This is a genomic window from Burkholderia sp. Bp8992 (assembly GCF_003853705.1).
In the GTDB taxonomy this organism is placed as follows: Bacteria; Pseudomonadota; Gammaproteobacteria; order Burkholderiales; family Burkholderiaceae; genus Burkholderia.
This window is the reverse complement of the sequence record NZ_QTQI01000017.1, coordinates 71751-92201: the sequence shown is the minus strand read 5'-3', so window position 1 is coordinate 92201 and position 20451 is coordinate 71751. Positions and strand designations below refer to the sequence as shown.

The 20451-nt window shown below is 64.3% G+C and carries 18 protein-coding genes; all 18 read right to left on the bottom strand.

Annotated elements, in window-relative coordinates; all coding sequences use genetic code 11:
• Positions 1-7: 7 nt before the first annotated feature.
• Positions 8-1549, bottom strand: a complete 1542-nt coding sequence (atpA, locus tag DIE03_RS23855; RefSeq protein WP_021160444.1) for a F0F1 ATP synthase subunit alpha — start codon at positions 1547-1549, stop codon at positions 8-10.
• 44 nt (positions 1550-1593) lie between these two features.
• Positions 1594-2133, bottom strand: coding sequence for a F0F1 ATP synthase subunit delta (locus tag DIE03_RS23850; RefSeq protein WP_124454628.1), 540 nt, complete (start codon positions 2131-2133; stop codon positions 1594-1596).
• A 2-nt stretch (positions 2134-2135) separates the two neighbouring features.
• Positions 2136-2606: a F0F1 ATP synthase subunit B gene (locus DIE03_RS23845; RefSeq protein ID WP_006751767.1), complete on the bottom strand. Its 471-nt coding sequence runs from the start codon at positions 2604-2606 to the stop codon at positions 2136-2138.
• Positions 2607-2735: 129 nt separating this feature from the next.
• Positions 2736-3008, bottom strand: a complete 273-nt coding sequence (atpE, locus tag DIE03_RS23840; RefSeq protein ID WP_021160442.1) for a F0F1 ATP synthase subunit C — start codon at positions 3006-3008, stop codon at positions 2736-2738.
• A 75-nt stretch (positions 3009-3083) separates the two neighbouring features.
• The gene (gene atpB / locus DIE03_RS23835) at positions 3084-3935 is read right to left on the bottom strand and encodes a F0F1 ATP synthase subunit A (RefSeq protein WP_039351439.1); all 852 of its coding nucleotides are present in this window, start codon (positions 3933-3935) and stop codon (positions 3084-3086) included.
• Between the two features lie 109 nt (positions 3936-4044).
• Positions 4045-4566, bottom strand: a complete 522-nt coding sequence (locus DIE03_RS23830) for an ATP synthase subunit I (RefSeq protein ID WP_124454626.1) — start codon at positions 4564-4566, stop codon at positions 4045-4047.
• 567 nt (positions 4567-5133) lie between these two features.
• Entirely contained in the window at positions 5134-6264 is a 1131-nt protein-coding gene (locus DIE03_RS23820; protein ID WP_124454624.1) for an SLC13 family permease, read from the bottom strand.
• A 10-nt stretch (positions 6265-6274) separates the two neighbouring features.
• Positions 6275-7168: a ParB/RepB/Spo0J family partition protein gene (locus tag DIE03_RS23815; protein WP_011546803.1), complete on the bottom strand. Its 894-nt coding sequence runs from the start codon at positions 7166-7168 to the stop codon at positions 6275-6277.
• A 31-nt stretch (positions 7169-7199) separates the two neighbouring features.
• On the bottom strand, positions 7200-7979 hold the full coding sequence (locus tag DIE03_RS23810; protein WP_124454622.1) for a ParA family protein: 780 nt from the start codon (positions 7977-7979) through the stop codon (positions 7200-7202).
• Between the two features lie 51 nt (positions 7980-8030).
• A complete protein-coding gene (gene rsmG / locus DIE03_RS23805; protein ID WP_124454621.1) occupies positions 8031-8717 on the bottom strand; it encodes a 16S rRNA (guanine(527)-N(7))-methyltransferase RsmG in 687 nt (228 codons plus the stop codon).
• A complete protein-coding gene (mnmG, locus tag DIE03_RS23800) occupies positions 8714-10684 on the bottom strand; it encodes a tRNA uridine-5-carboxymethylaminomethyl(34) synthesis enzyme MnmG (protein WP_124454619.1) in 1971 nt (656 codons plus the stop codon). The genes rsmG and mnmG overlap by 4 nt, the downstream gene beginning before the upstream one ends.
• Positions 10685-11198: 514 nt before the next feature.
• Positions 11199-11954, bottom strand: a complete 756-nt coding sequence (locus DIE03_RS23795) for an ABC transporter ATP-binding protein (protein ID WP_124454617.1) — start codon at positions 11952-11954, stop codon at positions 11199-11201.
• Complete coding sequence (locus DIE03_RS23790) at positions 11954-13738, bottom strand: ABC transporter permease subunit (RefSeq protein ID WP_124454616.1); 1785 nt, start codon at positions 13736-13738, stop codon at positions 11954-11956. The genes DIE03_RS23795 and DIE03_RS23790 overlap by 1 nt, the downstream gene beginning before the upstream one ends.
• Before the next feature lie 4 nt (positions 13739-13742).
• Positions 13743-14798 (bottom strand): branched-chain amino acid ABC transporter permease, encoded by a 1056-nt coding sequence (locus DIE03_RS23785; protein ID WP_124454614.1) that lies wholly within the window; start codon positions 14796-14798, stop codon positions 13743-13745.
• A gap of 198 nt (positions 14799-14996) precedes the next feature.
• On the bottom strand, positions 14997-16154 hold the full coding sequence (locus DIE03_RS23780; RefSeq protein WP_124454612.1) for an ABC transporter substrate-binding protein: 1158 nt from the start codon (positions 16152-16154) through the stop codon (positions 14997-14999).
• 1074 nt (positions 16155-17228) lie between these two features.
• The gene (locus DIE03_RS23770; RefSeq protein ID WP_185658209.1) at positions 17229-18206 is read right to left on the bottom strand and encodes a branched-chain amino acid ABC transporter permease; all 978 of its coding nucleotides are present in this window, start codon (positions 18204-18206) and stop codon (positions 17229-17231) included.
• Positions 18206-19090 carry a branched-chain amino acid ABC transporter permease gene (locus DIE03_RS23765; protein WP_027783150.1) on the bottom strand — a complete coding sequence of 295 codons (885 nt, stop codon included), beginning with the start codon at positions 19088-19090 and terminating at the stop codon, positions 18206-18208. Before DIE03_RS23765 ends, DIE03_RS23770 begins: the two co-directional genes overlap by 1 nt.
• A gap of 128 nt (positions 19091-19218) precedes the next feature.
• Positions 19219-20418, bottom strand: a complete 1200-nt coding sequence (locus DIE03_RS23760) for an ABC transporter substrate-binding protein (RefSeq protein WP_124454608.1) — start codon at positions 20416-20418, stop codon at positions 19219-19221.
• Positions 20419-20451: the final 33 nt, after the last annotated feature.

Here is a 20451-nt window from a genome sequence, read left to right as displayed (position 1 = left end):
TCGCGGATCAATAGGCACCGGACTTCTTGAAGGATTCGATCGCCGAGCGCAGTGCGCCTTCGTCGTCCTTCGAGAGATCCTTGGTGTCTTCGATGCGCTTGATGAGGTCAGCGTGGCTGGTCTTCAGGTTTTCGCGCAGGCCCTTCTCGAACGACAGCACTTGCTTGACGTCGAGGTCGTCGAGGTAGCCGTTGTTCGCGGCGTACAGCGACACGGCCAGTTCCCAGACCTGCAGCGGCTGGTACTGCGGCTGCTTCAGCAGTTCCGTCACGCGGCGGCCGCGCTCGAGCTGCTTGCGGGTCGCTTCGTCGAGGTCCGATGCGAACTGCGCGAATGCAGCCAGTTCACGGTACTGCGCGAGGTCGGTACGGATACCGCCCGACAGCTTCTTCACGACCTTCGTCTGAGCGGCGCCACCAACGCGCGACACCGACACGCCGGCGTTGATTGCCGGGCGGATGCCTGCGTTGAACAGGTCGGTTTCCAGGAAGATCTGGCCGTCGGTAATCGAGATCACGTTCGTCGGAACGAACGCGGTCACGTCGCCAGCCTGCGTTTCGATGACCGGCAGTGCCGTCAGCGAACCGCTCTTGCCCTTCACTTCACCGTTCGTGAACTTCTCGACGTACTCTTCCGACACGCGAGCCGCACGCTCCAGCAGACGCGAGTGCAGATAGAACACGTCGCCCGGGTACGCTTCACGGCCCGGCGGACGGCGCAGCAGCAGCGAGATCTGACGGTATGCCCAGGCTTGCTTGGTCAAGTCGTCATAGATGATCAGCGCGTCTTGGCCACGGTCGCGGAAGTATTCGCCCATCGTGCAGCCGGCGTACGGTGCGAGGTACTGCATCGCAGCCGAATCCGATGCCGAAGCAGCGACGACGATCGTGTATTCCATCGCGCCCGTTTCTTCGAGCTTGCGAACCACGTTCATGATCGACGAAGCCTTCTGGCCGATCGCGACGTAGATACAGATCAGGTCCTTGCCCTTCTGGTTGATGATCGCGTCGAGCGCCACCGCGGTCTTGCCGCACTGACGGTCGCCGATGATCAGCTCACGCTGGCCACGGCCGATCGGCACCATCGCGTCGATCGACTTGATGCCCGTCTGCACCGGCTGCGACACCGACTTACGCCAGATCACGCCCGGGGCGATCTTTTCGATCGCGTCGGTCAGCTTCGCGTTGACCGGGCCCTTGCCGTCGATCGGGTTGCCGAGCGCATCGACCACGCGGCCGACGAGTTCCGGGCCAACCGGGACTTCGAGAATGCGGCCCGTCGTCTTGACGATGTCGCCTTCCGAGATGTGTTCGTATTCGCCGAGAATCACCGCGCCGACCGAGTCGCGCTCGAGGTTCAGCGCGAGACCGAACGTGTTGCCCGGAAACTCGAGCATTTCGCCCTGCATCACGTCCGACAGGCCGTGGATACGCACGATACCGTCGGTCACGGAGATCACGGTGCCCTGGTTGCGAACGTCTGCGCTCGCTTCAAGGCCCTGGATCCGGCTCTTGATCAGCTCGCTGATCTCAGAGGGATTGAGTTGCATTATTCGCTCCTGATAGTCAATTCTGTTGCGTGCCGGCGTGGCGCTCAGGCGGTCAAGGCAGCCTGCATCGATGCGAGGCGCGCGCGAACCGAGGTGTCGAGCACTTCGTCGCCGACCGTCACGCGCACGCCGCCGATCAGCGACGAATCGACTTCGACCGTCGGTTTCAGCTTGCGCTTGAACTTGCGTTCGAGGCCCGAGACGAGGCTTTCGAGATCCGAGCCGTTCAGCGGGAACGCGCTCACGATCTCGGCGTCGGCTGCGCCTTCACGTTCGTTCTTGAGCGCCTCGAACTGCTCGGCAATTTCCGGCAGCAGCGCGATGCGATGATTGTCGACCAGCATCTGCACGAAGTTCTTCGCTTCGGCGCCGGCCGCGAGCGGCGACTTCACCGCAGCAAGCAGCAACTCGGCTACTTGCGTGCGCGTCACCTTCGGGCTCGACGCGACCGACAGTACTTCCGGCAGACGCGCAACCTGGGCCAGCTCTTGCACGAGCGTGGACCAGGCGGCGATGTCACCGCCCTCGGCCACGCGGAACAGCGCTTCTGCGTAAGGGCGGGCGATGGTTGCAAGTTCGGCCATGATCAGAGCTCGGCTTTCAGTTGATTCAGCAGTTGGGCGTGGGCCGTTTGATCGACTTCGCGCTTCAGGATCTGCTCGGCGCCCTTCACGGCCAGCGAGGCGACTTCGCCACGCAGCGCTTCGCGCGCCTTCACGATTTGCTGTTCTGCTTCCGCCTTCGCCTGAGCGACGATGCGGGCGGCTTCAGCCTGGGCGTTGGCCTTGATTTCCTCGGCGACCGCCTGGGCACGCTTTTCAGCGTCGGCGATGCGCTGCTGGCCGTCATTGCGGGCCTGCGCGAGTTCCTGGTCCACGCGCTTGTGCGCTGCGTCGAGTTCCGCCTTGCCCTTCTCCGCGGCGGCGAGGCCGTCGGCGATCTTCTTCGAACGTTCGTCGAGGGCGTTGATCAACGGCGGCCACACGAATTTCATCGTGAACCACGCGAGGACCAGGAACACGACCATTTGCGCAAACAGAGTTGCGTTGAGATTCACGGTGTTTCCTTATCTGCTATTCCGGAAAAATGAAACGGTAAGGCGCTCATCGAGTTGCATTCGATCAGCGCCCCAAGTCTCCGTTCCGCCCTGCGCCGGCTTGCGCCGGACGCATATTTCCGAGGAACCTTAGCCTGCGACGAGCTTCGACAGGAGCGGGTTCGCGAACGCGAACAGCATTGCGACACCCACGCCGATCAGGAATGCAGCGTCGATCAGACCAGCCAGCAGGAACATCTTCGTTTGCAGCGGGTTGATGAGTTCCGGCTGACGTGCGCAGGCTTCGATGTACTTGCCACCCATCAGCGCGATACCGATACAGGCGCCGATTGCACCCAGGCCGATGATGATGCCGATACCGATGGCGGTCAGACCCTGGATGTTGGCGATGTAAGCTTGCATGATCACTCCTTTGTGAAAAGACTTGGAACTGAGATTTAAAAAACTAAAACGGAAACTCTTTCTTGCACGCCGCGCTTAGTGCTTGTCGTGCGCCTGGCCGAGATACACCAGCGTCAGCATCATGAAAATGAATGCCTGCAACAGAACAATCAGGATGTGGAAGATTGCCCAGACGCTACCCGCGATCACATGGCCAACGAAGCCGAGGAACGTTGCGTCGCCACCGAAGCTCCACATGCTGCCGAGCAGGGCGATCAACAGGAACAACAGCTCACCCGCGTACATGTTGCCGAACAGCCGCATACCGAGAGAGACGGTCTTCGCGAGATATTCGACAATGTTGAGCGCGAGGTTCGGGATCCACAGCAGCGGGTGCGCGCCGAACGGTGCCGACAGCAGCTCGTGCACGAAGCCGCCCGCGCCCTTGATCTTGATGCTGTAGTAGATCATCAGGACGAACACGCCGAGCGCGATGCCGAGCGTGCCGTTCAGGTCGGCCGTCGGGACGATGCGATGGTGGGAAATCACGTCCGACAGACCGAGCAGGCCGATCACGCGGCCCGGCAGGTCGACCGGGAGGAAGTCGAGGGAGTTCATCAGCGCGACCCACACGAACACCGTGAGGGCGAGCGGCGCGATGAAGGTACGATTGCCGTGGACGATGGCCTTCGACTGGTCTTCGACCATTTCGACGAGCATCTCGATGGCGCACTGGAAACGGCCCGGCACGCCCGACGTCGCCTTGCGGGCGGCCAGACGCAGCAGGAGGATCGTCACGATGCCGCACACGATCGACCAGAACAGCGTGTCGAGATTCCAGACGTGGATGTCGAAAATCGACGTCTGATGCGAGGTGGAGAAATTCTGCAAGTGGTGCGCAATGTACTCGGACGGATCCGGACCGCGCGTGCCTTCGCTAGCTGCCATATCGTTAATGCCACCCAAATTGTCGAAAATCGTTTTGCCCGTTCCGCAACACGCTATTGCGGGAACGGGCCGGTGCGGTTCGTTGTCGAAACCGCACGCTGCTTGTTCCTTACCGCCAGGCCAGCGCGATCCAGTACGTCTTCAGCACGACGAGGTACGTGACGAGGAACGGCACCCAGTGCACGCCGGCCCAGCCGAACGCCACTGCTGTGAACATCCCGATCGTCAGAGCGAGCTTCAGGGCTTCGCCCATCACCCAGCTCATCACGGTGGCCGAGCCACCTGCCTTCAGTCGTGCCACGAATACCGCACTGGGCACCCAGCCGATCGCTCCGCCCAGAAACGCGGATTGCGCAGCGGCGCCCGGCGACTTCGAAAACAGCCACCACGCCAGCGTTGCAACCAGGGACAGGACCACTTGCGCGAACACCACCTTGTAGGGGGTCACGCGCGAGGGCTTGCTCACGTCCGGACCGAACAGCCTCTCGGCCTCTGTCCGTGTAAGCGGAACGATGTTGTTATCTTGCTGCTCGACATCCCAGTCGTCGGATTCGCGCCACTCGCCGGCCGCCGAAGCGGGGCGTTGCGTGCGCTGATCATCGTGCCTGTCGTCCGGCGCCTGACCCGCCATCGCAATCTTCCGCAAAGTCCTTGAACCCGACCCCAAGCTTTCTGAAAGCTTTCAGGGGTGCCTAGCTAACAAATCCGGGCGATTGTAAGCGATAGTTGCAAGTGATTCAAGGCTTTAGACGCGACAAAAACCTGCATAAAACGACGCCTCATCATGTGAAAAAACACCCGATTCGACGACGTACGATGACAGTTGTAAGGTCGCTTTTTTGCACCGGTATTTCTTGCGCGAAAAATGCCGATGATAGGGGGAATGACGGGAAAACGATGCCCGATACGGGCCCGGACGGAGCGGCGCGATCACCACGGGGAAGGTGCGGCAAAGCAACCGCGCGGAATGACTCGGCGCGACGGACTGAACACGCGAAACGCCGCGGCCGATCGACCGCGCGCAACGTGCGAATTTCGGCCGGACGCTCACGCATCGATACATCCAATCAGTTGTCGCGCCACCACAGATGTTCGACTGTGGGTTGCAGCACTTATCAACAGCCTGTAGCCACTGCGAACGCTGTGCGCCCTCTCCGTCGCGGGAATCGCGCACCTGTGCCGCGCACCCCCGCCTTGCTCAACCGTGAACGAGCAGCCACGCGCCGAGTACCGCGCTCACGAGCGCGAACGGAATCGACACCAGATGAAACGGCAGCCACATGCGCGGCTCCTTCGCGAGACGCACCGCGATCAGGTTCGCGAGCGAGCCGATCGCGAAACCGAAACCGCCGACCGATACGCCGAATGCGAGCGCGCGCCAGTCGTGCGTGAATTCCGACAGCAGGATCGCGGCCGGCACATTGCTGATGACCTGTGACAGCAGCGCGCCGGCGGCATAGACGCGCAGCGGCGAATCGAGTTGCGCATGCGCGATCATGTCGTGCACGACGGGCAGCGCAGCCGCCGTGCGCAGCACGACGAACATCAGGACGAAGATCAGCAGCAGCAGCCAGTCGATCTTCAGGACTGCGTCACGTTTGACGGCGAGCAGCACGATGGCGACGCCGACAAGGCCGGGCAGCGGATGGTGCGCATCGGCGAGCAACACGAACGCGGCGAACAGCACCGCCGCGATCAGCGCGTGCATGCGTTGTACGGGGAATGCGTCGGCGTCGCCCGACAGGTCGAGCGGCTTCGCGCGAAACACGCATGCGGTAAGCACGAGCAGCAGCGCCATCAGCGCAAGTGCGAGCGGCCCGAGCGTGACCACGAAACGCCCGAACGACACGCCGCTCAATTGCCACAGGAACAGATTCTGGGGGTTGCCGAGCGGTGTCGCGACGGACCCCGCGTTGACGGCCAGTGCGACGACGATCACGAGGCGACGGAACGGCAGCGGGGTCAGCGCACGCAGCGACACCATCAACGGCACGACGACGAACAGCGCGACGTCGTTGGTGAGCCACATCGACAGCACCGCGGCGAACCCGACGAGCAGCATCGCGAGCCCGCGCTCGGAATGCACGTGATGAACGATGCGGTGCGCGAGCCACATCAGGCAGCCGGACAGCTCGAGCGCCTTGGTCAGCATCAGCAGGCCCGCGAGCGTCGCGACGGTCTGCCAGTCGACGCGACCGGCAAGCACCCCAAATGGTTGCGGACGCACCCATTGCAGCACGATCAGGCCGAGCGCAAGCACCGACAGAACCGGTTCCTGCACAAGCCAGCCGAGCCACCGGCGCGGTGCCGATGCACCCGTCTCCTCCATCGGCGGCCCGTTATTCTTCAGTTGCGACGTTGCCGCGCAGCCGCGCGAGAATGCCTTCGAGCGCGTCGAGGTTGCCGAAGTCGATCAACACCTGCCCGCGTCCGCGGCGGCCGAGCTTGATCTTCACGGTCGACGCGAGCAGGTCAGACAACTCCTCCTCGAGACGGCGCGTATCGCGGCCGCCATCGTCTTTCGCGCGCGCCTTCACGGCCGGCGCTTCCTTCGTCGTGTGCGACACCAGCTTCTCGGTCTCGCGCACCGACATGCGCTTGTTGACGACCTGATGCGCGAGCGTGATCTGCGTTGCCGCATCGACGGCGAGCAGCGCACGCGCGTGGCCCATGTCGAGATCGCCGGCCAGCAGCATCGTCTGCACCGGCGACGCGAGGTTCAGCAGGCGCAGCAGGTTCGACACCGCGCTGCGCGAACGGCCGACCGATTCGGCCGCCTGTTCGTGCGTGAAACCGAATTCGTCGAGCAGGCGCTGGATACCGTGCGCTTCTTCAAGCGGGTTCAGGTCCTCGCGCTGGATGTTCTCGATCAGCGCCATCGCGGCGGCGGCCTGATCGGATACGTCCTTCACGAGTACCGGCACTTCATCGAGGCCGGCCAGGCGCGCTGCACGGAAACGCCGCTCGCCCGCGATGATCTCGTATTTGTCTGATGAAATGGGCCGTACCAGGATCGGCTGCATCACGCCCTGCGCGCGAATGCTCGCCGCGAGCTCCTGCAGGCTGCCCTCGTCCATCCGCGTCCGCGGCTGGTACTTGCCGGCCTGCAGCTTGCCGAGCGCGAGCGTGTTCGGTGCCCCTTCGATCTTCACCGCTTCGGTGATATCGGCACTGCCGCCGAGCAGCGCTTCGAGGCCACGTCCCAAGCCCTTCTTCTTTGGTACCGCGTTCATGTCTTTCTTCCTCGCTTCGCTCATGTCCGGATCACGACACCTCGAACGCGCGCACGCGTTCAATCATCTCGGCACCGAACTGGAGATACGCTTGCGCACCGCGCGAGCTGCGGTCGAACACGACGCCCGGCAACCCGTAGCTCGGCGCTTCCGCCAGACGCACATTGCGCGGAATCACCGCGTCGAACACCTTGTCGCCGAAGTGCGCTTTCAGTTGATCGGAGACTTGCTGCTGCAGCGTGATGCGCGGGTCGAACATCACGCGCAGCAAGCCGATGATCTTCAGGTCGCGGTTCATGTTCGCGTGAACCTGCTTAATCGTGTTGACGAGGTCCGACAACCCCTCCAGCGCGAAGTACTCGCATTGCATCGGGATCACGACGCCATGTGCCGCGCACAGCCCGTTCAGCGTCAGCAACGACAGCGTCGGCGGGCAATCGATCAGCACGAAATCGTAGTCGTCGGCCACGCGCTCGAGCGCGGCCTTCAGACGGCGCTCGCGGTTATCGATGCTGATCAGTTCGATCTCGGCACCGGACAACTCGCGGTTCGCGGGCAGCACGTCGTAGGTGACGCCGTCCGGGCGAATGCGCGCGTCGGTCACCGACACGCCGTCGACCAGTACCTCGTACACGGTCGCTTCGCAGGCGGCCTTGTCGATCCCGCTGCCCATCGTCGCGTTGCCCTGCGGGTCGAGATCGATCAGCAGGACTCGTTGCTCCTGCGCTGCAAGGCTTGCGGCGAGATTGACCGATGTCGTCGTCTTGCCGACGCCCCCCTTCTGGTTCGCAACGCAGAAGATCTTTGCCATCGTTGGTGTGTTCCCTTTACCTTCAAACAAACGGCACGCTACTGCGTGCCTTCAATTCGCGTCGTCGACGGCCACTTCGAACAGATGCCGCTCGGCATCGAGCATCGGCACGGCCAGCCGTATCGTCTGCTTCACGCGGCTGCCTTCCGGCAAGCGCGCAATTTCATCATCCGGGTGGACGCCTTTCATTGCCCAGATCGATCCGCCCGGCGCGACCAGATGTCGAGCAAGTTTAACGAAGTCGGACAGATCCGCGAAAGCGCGGGATACGATCATGTCGAATTTTTCCGGCACTTCGATACCCGGCTGCAGCGATTCGACCCGCCCGGTGACCACCGACAGGTTCGCCAGCTTCAGCTCCGCGCGCATCTGCGTCTGGAATGCAGACTTCTTCTGCACGATATCGTTCAGCGTGACCAGCCAGCCCGGCTCGACGATCGCCAGCACGATACCGGGCAGCCCGCCGCCCGAGCCGACGTCGAGCACACGCGCCGACGCACGGCCGCGCAGATGCGGGACGATCGAAAGCGAATCGAGGATGTGCTGGATCAGCATCTGCTTCGGGTCGCGAATCGCGGTCAGGTTGTAGACCGCGTTCCACTTGCCGAGCAGCGCGACGTAGTCGAGCAGCTGGTTGCGTTGTGTATCCGTCAACGTGAGGTCGAGCGCCGTCGTGCCTTCGACGAGCATCTGTTCCAGTACGTCCCGATTAACCGCCGGCGCGCGACGCGCCGTCATTGTTGCGTCGGGACGGCACCGTCCCCCTGCTCCGTTGCCTCGGCGGCAGTACCATTCCGGCGACCCAGGCCGCGGCGCTTCAGGTGCACCATCAACAGCGAGATCGCCGCCGGCGTGACGCCCGAAATACGCGACGCCTGCCCGATCGTTTCCGGCCGGAACTCGTTGAGCTTCTGGCTCACTTCAAACGATAGCCCGCGCACTTCACGGTAATCGATCCCGTCCGGCAAACGCGTGTTCTCGTTCGCATCGTTGCGCTCGATCTCGGATGCCTGACGCTCGATATAGCCCTGATACTTGATACCGATCTCGACCTGCTCCTTGATCTGCTCGAGCAGCACGGGATCGTCGGCCAGCGGTTCCGCAGGGCCGCATTCGCCGCCCTTCAGGCCGCACACGCCGTCGTAGCTGATACCCGGGCGGCGCAGCAGATCGGCGAGGCTGTATTCGTGATCGATGGCCTTGCCCAGCAGCGCAGTCGCCTCTTCCGGCGGCAGCGTCTTCGGCGTGACCCACGTCGACTTCAGGCGTTCGGTTTCACGTGAAACAGCGTCGCGCTTCCGGCTGAATGCGTCCCAGCGCGCGTCGTCCACGAGCCCCAGCTCGCGACCAATCTCGGTCAGGCGCATGTCGGCATTGTCTTCACGCAGGCTCAGGCGATACTCGGCGCGGCTCGTGAACATCCGGTACGGCTCGGCCACACCACGCGTCACGAGATCGTCGACCAGCACGCCCAGGTAGGCTTGGTCGCGGCGCGGACACCATGCGTCCTTCTCCTGCACGTAGCGGCCTGCATTGAGGCCGGCCAGCAGGCCCTGCGCTGCCGCTTCTTCGTAGCCGGTCGTGCCGTTGATCTGGCCCGCAAAGAACAGCCCGTTGATCGCCTTCGTTTCGAGCGACGCCTTCAACGCGCGCGGGTCGAAGTAGTCGTACTCGATCGCGTAGCCGGGGCGCAGGATGTGCGCATTCTCGAGTCCGCGCATCGAGTGCACGAGCTCGAGCTGGACGTCGAACGGCAGGCTCGTCGAGATCCCGTTCGGGTAGAACTCGTTGGTCGTCAGCCCTTCCGGCTCGAGGAAGATCTGATGCGATTCCTTCGATGCGAACCGGTGGATCTTGTCCTCGATCGACGGGCAATAGCGCGGCCCGACGCCTTCGATCACGCCTGTATACATAGGCGAACGGTCGAGGCCGCCGCGAATGATGTCGTGGGTGCGCTCATTCGTGTGCGTGACCCAGCACGGCAGCTGCTGCGGATGCTGTTCCGCGCGCCCCAGGAACGAGAACACGGGGATCGGATCGAGGTCGCCCGGCTGCTCGTCGAGCTGCGAGAAGTCGATCGTCCGGCCGTCGATACGCGGCGGTGTACCGGTCTTCAGGCGGCCCTGCGGCAGCTTCAGCTCCTTCAGGCGCGACGACAGCGACACGGCCGCCGGATCGCCCGCACGGCCGCCCGTGTAGTTGTTCAGGCCGACGTGGATCTTGCCGTCGAGGAACGTGCCGGCGGTCAGCACGACCGCGCGGGAGCGGAAGCGGATGCCGATCTGCGTAACGGCGCCCACCACGCGGTCGCCTTCGACCATCAGGTCGTCGACGGCCTGCTGGAACAGCCAGAGGTTCGGCTGGTTCTCGAGCCGATGGCGGATCGCAGCCTTGTACAGGATGCGGTCGGCCTGTGCACGCGTCGCCCGCACGGCCGGGCCCTTCGACGAATTGAGGATCCGGAACTGAATACCGCTCTCGTCCGTGGCCGCGGCCATTGCGCCGCCCAGCGCGTCGACTTCCTTGACCAGATGGCCCTTGCCAATGCCGCCGATCGACGGATTGCAGCTCATCTGCCCGAGCGTTTCGATGTTGTGAGTCAGCAGCAGCGTCTTCGCGCCCATACGGGCAGACGCCAGCGCGGCTTCCGTGCCGGCATGACCGCCACCGACGACGATGACGTCAAATTCTGTGGGAAAAAGCATGGTGGATTCCGCACGCAGAGCTGCGCACGAACCTATCAGAGAAATGTATGGGCCGAATTATAACGGGTTCGCTTTTCACCCGAATGCCGTCCGAATGGTAGGGTCTGTGCATTTCGTCGTTTTTTCGGCTGTGGACGGGTGAATCCGGGTTGTCGGAGCCGCTCCAGCAATGGCTGTGGGCGGTCCGCCGCAAATCGTTGGGTCTGTGCAAAAACTTGGCCACGAGGAATTCGTAATCCGCTCGATGTCTGTGGTCTGTGGCCGGCGCGACAAAACGAACGCGACACGCTGTGCCCACCCTCCTCCTCACAGCATTTCTGCCGGTTGCCCCAATACTTGTCCACCGAGGGTTCGATACATCATCGGCCGGTGGAACAAGCCGCCTCAGCACAGATCTTCCGACTGTTCCCTCGCCACTTATCCTCACACCTGAGGCCATCAAGACTTCACCGCAAACAAAAACGGCGTGTTTCACGTGAAACACGCCGCTCGTTTCCCGCCAACTGCCCAACCATCAAGCCGTTTTCTTCGCCAGCCCAAGGTACGTTTCGATCACGCGCGGATTCTGCGCGAGCTCGGCAGCCGGCCCCTCCAGCGCAAACTCACCGGTTTCCAGCACGTAGCCGTAGTCCGAGATCTGCAACGCAGCCCGCGCGTTCTGTTCGATCAGCAGCGTCGCCACGCCCGTACCGCGCAACGCGCTGATGATATGAAAGATCTCCTTCACGATCAGCGGCGCGAGCCCGAGGCTCGGCTCGTCGAGCATCAGCAGGTCGGGCTTGCCCATCAGCGCGCGACCGACCGCAAGCATCTGCCGCTCGCCGCCGGACAGCGTGCCGGCCGCCTGCTTACGGCGCTCCTTCAGCCGCGGAAACAGCGCAAACACGTGATCAAGCTGGTCGAGGAAGTTCGATTCCCCCGCCTGCTTGCGGCGATACGCACCCAGCACGAGGTTGTCCTCGACCGTCATCGTGCTGAACAGCTCGCGCTTTTCCGGTACGAGGCACATCCCGCGCGCGACACGCTGCTCGACCGGTAATGCGCCAACGTCCTTGCCGCGATATACGACCGCACCCGATGCATGCCCCGTTACCGGCAACGCGCCCATGATCGCGTTCAGCAGCGTCGACTTGCCCGCGCCGTTCGGGCCGATCACGCTGACGATCTGCCCGGCGCCGACCTTGATCGCCGCGCCGTGCAGCGCCTCCACCTTCCCGTACCGCACCGCCAGCTCGCGCACTTCGAGAATCGGTATCGTCGTGTCCGTCATCACTCCACCCCGCCCAGATACGCCTCGAGCACGGCCGGATCCTGCTGCACATCCTGCGGCAGCCCTTCCGCGATCCGCGTGCCGAACTCCATCACCACCAGCCGGTCGGTGAGATTCATCACGAAATCCATGTCATGTTCCACGAGCAACACGCTCATGCCTTCCGCTTTCAGCCGCCGCAATAGGTCGGCGAGCTGCTGCTTCTCCTGGTAACGCAACCCGGCAGCCGGCTCGTCGAGCAGCAGCAGTGTCGGATCGCAGCACAGCGCGCGTGCGATTTCGAGAATCCGCTGCTGGCCGAGCGCGAGGCTGCCTGCTTCGTCGTACATGTGCTTCTCGAGCCCCACGCGCCGGATCTGGCGTGCGGCTTCCGCCAGCAACTGCGCTTCCTCGTGCGCATTGAGCCGCGCGATGCTGCGCCACACGCCCGTATGGCCGCGCAGATGCGCGCCGATCGCGACGTTCTCGAGCACCGTCATCGCAGGCAGCAGCTTCACGTGCTGGAACGTGCGGCCGATACCGCGACGGACAATCTGGCGCGACGTGAGCCCGTCGATGCGCTCACCACGGAACGTGATCGTGCCGCCCGTCGGCTTCAGCACGCCCGTCACGAGGTTGAACGTAGTCGACTTGCCGGCACCGTTCGGCCCGATCAGCCCGATGATCTGCCCCGCTTTCACGTCGAAGCTGACGTCGTTGACGGCCACAAGGCCGCCGAACTGCTTGCGTGCGTTGTCGACGACGAGCAGCGGCTCGCCGGCCGTTGGCTTCGCGCGCTGCGGCAACGAATCGGCCTGCTCCGGCACATGCGCACGCGGCCCGCGCGGGAACAGCCTGGCAACGAAAGGCCACACGCCCTGGCGCGCGTACTGCAGCAACAGCACCATCAGCACGCCGAACACGATGATCTCGAAGTTACCTTCCGAGCCGAGCAGCTTCGGCAGCAGCGTCTGCAGATAGTCCTGCAGCACGGTGAGGATCGCCGCGCCGAGCACCGCGCCCCACACATGCGATACGCCGCCGACCACGGCCATGAACAGGAATTCGATCCCGTGGTTCAGGCCGAACGGGGTCGGGTTCACCGCCCGCTGCAGGTGCGCGTACAGGAAGCCCGACACGGCTGCCAGCACCGCCGCGTAGACGAAGATCACCACGCGCATCCACGCGGTGTTCACGCCCATCGCCTCGGCCATCACGCCGCCGCCGCGCAGCGCGCGGATCGCGCGTCCCGGCCGGCTGTTCAGCAGGTTCTGCACCGACACGATCGCGGCCAGGACGACCGCCCAGATCAGGAAGTACAGGCTGCGGCCGCTTTCGAGCGTGATGCCGAACAGGTTCAGCGCCGGAATCCCGTTGATCCCGTCGTACTTGCCGAGCAATTCGAGGTTGCCGAACAGGTAGAACAGCGCGAGGCCCCACGCGATCGTGCCGAGCGGCAGGAAGTGCCCGGACAGCCGCATCGTGACCGCGCCCAGCACGAGCGCGACGAGCGCCGTCAGCACGACGCCGACGATCAGCGCTAGCCACGGCGACACGCCGTAGCGTGTCGTCAGGAACGCGGTCGCATAGGCGCCGATGCCGACAAACGCCGCCTGCCCGAAGCTCGTCATCCCGCCGACGCCTGTCAGCAGCACGAGCCCGATTGCGACGATCGCATAGAGGCCGATGTAGTTCAGCAGCGTGATCCAGTACTCGGGCACCTGCAGCGCGCCGGGCAGCACCGGCAGCGCGAACAGCACCACGAGAAACACCCAGAAGGTCTTGTTGCGCACCATCGTCTTCATCGCGTCACTCCTCTTCCTCTTCCGCGTGCGGCGTCACGAAGCTCCGCCACAACAGCACCGGAATGATCAGCGTGAACACGATCACCTCCTTGTAGGCACTCGCCCAGAACGACGAATACGATTCGAGCACGCCGACGAGCAGCGAGCCTGCCGCCGCGAGCGGATAGCTGACGAGCCCGCCGATGATCGCGCCGACGAAGCCCTTCAGGCCGATCAGGAAGCCCGAGTCGTAGTAGATCGTCGTCAGCGGGCCGACGAGGATCCCGGACAGCACGCCGAGCCCCGCCGCGAACGTGAACGCGAGCCGCCCCGCTTCCGTCGTGCCGATGCCGACGAGCCGCGCGCCGAGCCGGTTCACCGACGTCGCGCGCAGCGCCTTGCCGGCGATCGTGCGGCCGAAGTAAACGTAGAGCGCACCGATCAGCACGAGCGCCGTGACGACGACCAGGATGCTCTGCACCGACACCGTCATGCTGCCGATCGCGAGCGACGCATCGGAGAATCCGTTGGTGCGCGAGCCTTCCGCGCCGAACATCACGAGCCCGAGGCCCACCATCGCGAAGTGGACGGCAACCGACACGATCAGCAGCAGCAGCGTCGTGCCTTCGGCGATCGGCTGGTACACGAGCCGGTAGACGAACGGCCCCATCGGCACGACGATCGCGAGCGTCAGCGCAATCTGCGCGAGCATCGGCATCGGCTGCGCGGCAAAGCTGCGCGTGATCGCGAACACCGCGAGCGGCAGCAGGACGTAGCGGCTGCCGAGCGTCGCGAGCGTGCGGCCGAGCTGATGGCGGCGTTCGCGATGCCGGATCAGGCCGCCGACGTCGAGCAGGAAGCACGCGATGCCCATCACGAACAGCAGCCAGCAGGTGGCGGGAAATTTCTGCGCCTGCAACGCGGCAAGCGTCAGCGCACCGTAGGCGACGAATTCGCCCTGGGGAATGAAGATCACCCGCGTGACGGAAAACACCAGCACGAGCGCCAGGGACAGCAGTGCATAAATGGCGCCGGTCGTGATGCCGTCTTGCGCGAGGATCGCCGCAATCGAGAGATCCATACGTTTCGTGTATCGAGAATGCTGCGGGGAAACGAAAGACGGAAACGGCCGGGCCGCGGACGACACGACAGACGCATCATGCGCCATGTGTCGGGCCCCGGACGTTCCGGGCGGCACGGGCGCGGCCCGTCAGTCCGGCGCCCTGCCGACGGCGTGCGCGGCGCCGTTCGCGTCGCGCACGACGGTTTCACGTGATGCTTACTCGGCCTGCAGCTTCCACTTGCCGTCGACGATCTGCACCATCACGCGCGCACGCGTGTCGAAGCCGTTGTGATCGGTCGCCGTCATGTTGATCACGCCGTGCGACACGGGCAGATCCTTCACGCTTTCGATCGATGCGCGCAGCGCTTCGCGGAACGCCTCGGTGCCCGGCTGGCCCTTCTTCAGCGCTTCCGGGATCGCCCGCTGCAGCAGCAGCCCAGCATCCCACGCATGGCCGCCGAACGTTGCCAGCGAACCCGCGCCGTAGGCCTTCTCGTACGCGGCCTTGTAGCCGAGCGCCGGCTTCTTCACCGGGTTCGAATCGGGCAGCTGGTCGGTCACGAGCACCGGGCCGGCCGGCAGGATCTCGCCTTCGCAATCCTTGCCGCACACGCGCAGGAAGTCGTTGTTCGCGACGCCGTGCGTCTGGTACACCTTGCCCTTGTAGCCGCGCTCCTTCAGCGTCTTCGCCGGCAGCGCCGCCGGCGTGCCGGAGCCTGCGATCAACACCGCATCCGGGTTCGAGCCCATCAGCTTCAGCACCTGCCCCATCACCGACGCGTCGGTCCGGTTGAAGCGCTCGTTCGACACGAGCTTCAGCCCGTTCTTCGCGGCCGCCGCATCGAACGTCTTGTACCAGCTGTCGCCGTACGCATCGGCGAAGCCGATGAAGCCGACCGTCTTCACGCCATGCTTCGCCATGTAGCCGGCGATCGCGTCGGCCATCAGCTGGTCGTTCTGCGGCACCTTGAACATCCACGCGCGCTTCGCGTCCATCGGCGCGATGATCTGCGCGCTCGCCGCGAGCGAGATCGTCGGCGTCTTGCCCTGCGACACGGGGTCGAGCATCGCGAGCGAATTCGGCGTGACGGACGAGCCGATGATCGCGTCGACGTGGTCCTCGTCGATCAGCTTGCGCACGTTCTGCACCGCGCGGCTCGTGTCGGACGCGTCATCCAGCACGATGTACTGCACGCTCTTGCCCGCGATTTCCTTCGGCAGCAGCGCGATCGTGTTCTTTTCCGGAATCCCGAGCGACGCGGCCGGCCCGGTGGCCGACAGCGTCACGCCGATCTTCACTTGCGCCGACGCCGTGGCCGCCGCGCACACGAGGCCCGCGGCAAGCACGGCCTCCATCCATCGATTCATCTTCATCTACGTTGTCTCCAAACGCTGCTCGAAAAAGCCTCGGGTCGCTCGGCGGCTCCCGGTCCCCAAACAATTTAATATCTTAATTATCTCGCCCAGCCGCGCCCATGCTCGTTTTCCCGTGAAACGCCGCACCCATGCGCCGCATGCCGGCCGGAACGGTCGTTCGACCGTCACGATGCGCAACGGCAATGTCGTCACGATGAAGAAGGCGAAGAAATGCAGGATCGTGCGGGAGATCGATGCGAGCGCAACGATAGCGGGAACGCACGCCGATCCGGCCTGATACGACCGGATGGACCAGCGGTGAAACGTCGGAAAGCCGGCGGCTCATGAGGCAGCGGGTACGGATGCGGACGCAACGACCTGCGATGGCACCGGAACGGGCGTACAGGCCGCGGAACGGCTCGGGAAAGCCGCGACGACCCGTCCCCTTCCCCGCGACGAACGAGCGGCGCCAGCCGCCTCTCCTACCCCGAACCATCGTCCTGCGCTGCTCATCCAACCGTACTCCCTCTTCTGCATTCTGCTTGTAGGAGAACTGCCGACCATTTTCCCGACCGTGCGGTCGGCGAAAGCTGAGTGTAACGGACGCGTTTCGCGCACGCCAACCGGGTAAGCCCGGACAGCATGTGCGCAACGGCACGCGGTCTGCGAACGAACGACGGGAACAGGAAAAAAACGGAGGGACGGCGCGAAGCGCGGAAGAGAGGCGGTGCGAATGCAGGCGCGCGACAGGATGATCGCGCAGGCCGGTGCACCATCGAGGGAAATCCGTGCACGCAAATGAAAAAGCGCTGTTGGATTCCGTCCAACAGCGCTTTGGGGTCCGGGCACTTTGTGCCTCGATTGTCTCCTCGTTCTCCACCTGCAAATTCGTTTCGCGGTGCATCAGAACTAGGGTGAATCTTAAAGAGGCTTAAGCACCACGACAACTTAGCATTTACCCCTATGGTGCATTGCCGCACGAAAATGGGGCACCAATCTGCCGCGCGGCGACGGCCCGAGCCCGCGGCGACGCCCTTCCCGGGCACGCCGGATGGTGCTTCGCATCAACGCGCGGCGACGCGCACGGCATGCTCACGACGACGCCCTGAGCGGCTTGATCCGCGCGACCATCTCGCCGACGATGCCGCGCCGGAACGCCAGCACGCAGGCGATGAAGATCAGGCCGGTGACGATCGTCGCCGATTCGCCGAGCGAGTGGAACCACGCGACGCCCGTCGTCGACGCGAGCCATTCGCCGATGTCGCCGAGCCGGTCTTCCAGCGCGACGATCAGCGCAGCGCCCAGGAGCGGCCCGAACAGCGTGCCCATCCCGCCGACCAGCGTCATCAGCACGACGAGGCCCGACATCGTCCAGTACGCGTCGGACAGCGTCTCGAAGCCGAGCACGAGCACCTTCAGCGAGCCGGCCAGCCCGGCCAGCCCGGCCGACAGGATGAATGCGAGCAGCTTGAAGCGGTCGGTGTCGTAGCCGAGCGAAATGGCACGCGCCTCGTTCTCCTTGATGGCGACGAGCACCTGGCCGAACGGCGAATGGACGACCCGCACGATGAACGCGCACGCGGCGACGACCACCGCAACGACGACGTAGTACAGCGCGACGTCGTTCGACAGGTCGAGCAGCCCGAACAGGCGGCCGCGCGGCACGCCCTGCAGGCCGTCCTCGCCGTGCGTGAACGGTGCCTGCAGGTAGATGAAGTAGACCATCTGCGCGAACGCGAGCGTGATCATCGCGAAATAGATGCCCTGCCGGCGGATCGCGAACAGCCCGACGACGAGCCCGAGCAGCGTCGCGGCGACGGTGCCGGCCAGCACGCCGAGTTCCGGCGTGAAACCGAGCGTCTGCATCGAATAGCCGGTCGCGTAACCGGCCGTCGCGAGGAACATCGCATGGCCGAACGACAGCAGCCCCGTATAGCCGATCAGCAGGTTGAACGCGGCCGCGAACAGCGCGAACGTGAGCACCTTCATCACGAACACCGGATACGCGCCGATGAACGGCGCGGCGACCAGTGCGGCGAGCAGCACGCCGTAGAGCACTTTTCTCTGCATCATTTTTCCTTGCCGAAGAGGCCCGCCGGGCGAAACAGCAGCACGATCGCCATGATCACGAACACGACGGTGGCCGACGCTTCGGGATAGAACACGCGCGTGAAGCCCTCGATCACGCCGAGCAGCAGGCCCGTGACGATCGAGCCGAGGATCGAGCCCATCCCGCCGATCACGACCACCGCGAACACGGTGATGATCATCGGCTGGCCCATCAGCGGCGACACCTGGATCACCGGCGCGGCCAGCACGCCCGCGAACGCGGCGAGCGCGACGCCGAAGCCGTAGGTGAGCGTGATCATCATCGGCACGTTCACGCCGAACGCCTCGACGAGCTTCGGGTTCTCGGTGCCCGCACGCAGGTACGCGCCGAGGCGCGTCTTCTCGATCACGAACCATGTCGCGAGGCACACCGCGAGCGACGCGACGACGACCCACGCGCGATAGTTCGGCAGGAACATGAAGCCGAGGTTGGTCGCGCCGGACAGCTGCGACGGCACGTCGTACGGCTGGCCGGACGATCCGTAGATCGACCGGAACACGCCTTCGACGACCAGCGTGAGGCCGAACGTGAGCAGCAGCCCGTACAGGTGATCGAGCTTGTACAGCCAGCGCAGCATCGAGCGCTCGATCGCGATCCCGAACGCGCCGACGAGCACGGGCGCGAGCACGAGCATCGCCCAGTACGGCAGCCCGAAGTACGACAGGCCCATCCACGCGAGCATCGCGCCCAGCATGAACAGCGCGCCGTGCGCGAAGTTGATCACGTTGAGCAGCCCGAAGATCACCGCGAGCCCGAGGCTCAGGATCGCGTAGAACGAGCCGTTGACGAGCCCGAGCAGCAACTGGCTCAGCATCGCCGGCAACGGAATGCCAAAGATTTCCATCGACTTAGCCGTCAGAATGAGTTTCGTTGCGTGCGCAACCTTCATGCGTCGCACGCGCGGGCGGCGCAGCGGGCACATCGCCGCAGCCGCCACCGAGCGGCGCGCCCGCGCGCGCCGCTACGTCCTGCTTACTTCCACGCCGCGCAGCGCGTTTCCTGCTTGGTCCCGAACGCCTGCTCGCCCGGAATCGTCGCGAGCACCTTGTAGTAGTCCCACGGCTCCTTCGATTCGGACGGTTTCTTCACTTCCATCAGGTACATGTCGTGGATCATGCTGCCGTCCTGGCGGATGTAGCCCTTCGCGTAGAAGTCGTTGATCTTGATCTTCTTCAGCTCGGCCATCACCTTGTCGGAGTCGGTCGTGCCGGCGGCCTGCACGGCCTTCAGGTAGGTCGACACCGACGAGTAGTCGGCCGCCTGCAGGCTCGACGGCATCTTCTTCATCTTGCCGAAGTAGCGCTGCGCCCACTGGCGCGACGCCGCGTCGCGGTTCCAGTACCAGCTGTCGGTCAGCACGAGGCCCTGCGTCGTCTCGAGGCCGAGGCTGTGCACGTCGTCGATGAACATCAGCAGCGCGGCGAGCTTCATCGTCTTCGTGATGCCGAACTCCTTCGCGGCCTTGATCGAGTTGATCGTGTCGCCGCCCGCGTTCGCGAGGCCGAGGATCTGCGCCTTCGACGCCTGCGCCTGCAGCAGGAACGACGAGAAATCCGACGCCGACAGCGGGTGGCGCACCGCGCCGAGCACCTGGCCGCCGTTCGCCTTCACGACGTCCGACGTGTTCTTCTCGAGCGCCTTGCCGAACGCGTAGTCGGCCGTCAGGAAGAACCACGACTTGCCGCCCTGCTTCACCACCGCCGAACCGGTGCCCTTCGCGAGCGCCATCGTGTCGTATGCGTAGTGGACGGTGTACGGCGTGCACTGCTCGTTGGTCAGCGTGTCGGCGCCCGCGCCGATGTTGATGTAGACCTTCTTCTTCTCGGCCGCGACCTGGTTCATCGACAGCGCGGTGGCCGAGTTCGTGCCGCCGACCAGCAGGTCGAGCCCGCCGCGGTCCATCCATTCGCGCGCCTTCGACGCGGCGATGTCGGCCTTGTTCTGGTGATCGGCGTAGACGACTTCGATCGGCTTGCCGAGCACCTTGCCGCCGAAGTCGGCGACCGCCATGCGGATCGCCTCGAGGCCGCCCTGCCCGTCGATATCCGCGTAAAGCCCCGACATGTCGGTGATGAAGCCGATCTTCACGGTATCCGCCGCGTGTGCGGCGCCGGCGGTGAACGCGGCAGTCGCGAGCGCGAGACAGGCCTGTGCGAGGGTCTTCATTTTCATTGACGTCTCCTGTTGTTCTGATGCGTTGTGGTT

What these genes read in the sequence shown, in the direction of transcription:
- atpA (WP_021160444.1), bottom strand. Translation starts at nt 1,549, where the DNA reads ATGCAACTCAATCCCTCTGAGATCAGCGAGCTGATCAAGAGCCGGATC.
- DIE03_RS23850 (WP_124454628.1), bottom strand. Translation starts at nt 2,133, where the DNA reads ATGGCCGAACTTGCAACCATCGCCCGCCCTTACGCAGAAGCGCTGTTC.
- atpE (WP_021160442.1), bottom strand. Translation starts at nt 3,008, where the DNA reads ATGCAAGCTTACATCGCCAACATCCAGGGTCTGACCGCCATCGGTATC.
- atpB (WP_039351439.1), bottom strand. Translation starts at nt 3,935, where the DNA reads ATGGCAGCTAGCGAAGGCACGCGCGGTCCGGATCCGTCCGAGTACATT.
- DIE03_RS23830 (WP_124454626.1), bottom strand. Translation starts at nt 4,566, where the DNA reads ATGGCGGGTCAGGCGCCGGACGACAGGCACGATGATCAGCGCACGCAA.
- DIE03_RS23820 (WP_124454624.1), bottom strand. Translation starts at nt 6,264, where the DNA reads ATGGAGGAGACGGGTGCATCGGCACCGCGCCGGTGGCTCGGCTGGCTT.
- DIE03_RS23815 (WP_011546803.1), bottom strand. Translation starts at nt 7,168, where the DNA reads ATGAACGCGGTACCAAAGAAGAAGGGCTTGGGACGTGGCCTCGAAGCG.
- DIE03_RS23810 (WP_124454622.1), bottom strand. Translation starts at nt 7,979, where the DNA reads ATGGCAAAGATCTTCTGCGTTGCGAACCAGAAGGGGGGCGTCGGCAAG.
- rsmG (WP_124454621.1), bottom strand. Translation starts at nt 8,717, where the DNA reads ATGACGGCGCGTCGCGCGCCGGCGGTTAATCGGGACGTACTGGAACAG.
- mnmG (WP_124454619.1), bottom strand. Translation starts at nt 10,684, where the DNA reads ATGCTTTTTCCCACAGAATTTGACGTCATCGTCGTCGGTGGCGGTCAT.
- DIE03_RS23795 (WP_124454617.1), bottom strand. Translation starts at nt 11,954, where the DNA reads ATGACGGACACGACGATACCGATTCTCGAAGTGCGCGAGCTGGCGGTG.
- DIE03_RS23790 (WP_124454616.1), bottom strand. Translation starts at nt 13,738, where the DNA reads ATGAAGACGATGGTGCGCAACAAGACCTTCTGGGTGTTTCTCGTGGTG.
- DIE03_RS23785 (WP_124454614.1), bottom strand. Translation starts at nt 14,798, where the DNA reads ATGGATCTCTCGATTGCGGCGATCCTCGCGCAAGACGGCATCACGACC.
- DIE03_RS23780 (WP_124454612.1), bottom strand. Translation starts at nt 16,154, where the DNA reads ATGAAGATGAATCGATGGATGGAGGCCGTGCTTGCCGCGGGCCTCGTG.
- DIE03_RS23770 (WP_185658209.1), bottom strand. Translation starts at nt 18,206, where the DNA reads ATGCAGAGAAAAGTGCTCTACGGCGTGCTGCTCGCCGCACTGGTCGCC.
- DIE03_RS23765 (WP_027783150.1), bottom strand. Translation starts at nt 19,090, where the DNA reads ATGGAAATCTTTGGCATTCCGTTGCCGGCGATGCTGAGCCAGTTGCTG.
- DIE03_RS23760 (WP_124454608.1), bottom strand. Translation starts at nt 20,418, where the DNA reads ATGAAAATGAAGACCCTCGCACAGGCCTGTCTCGCGCTCGCGACTGCC.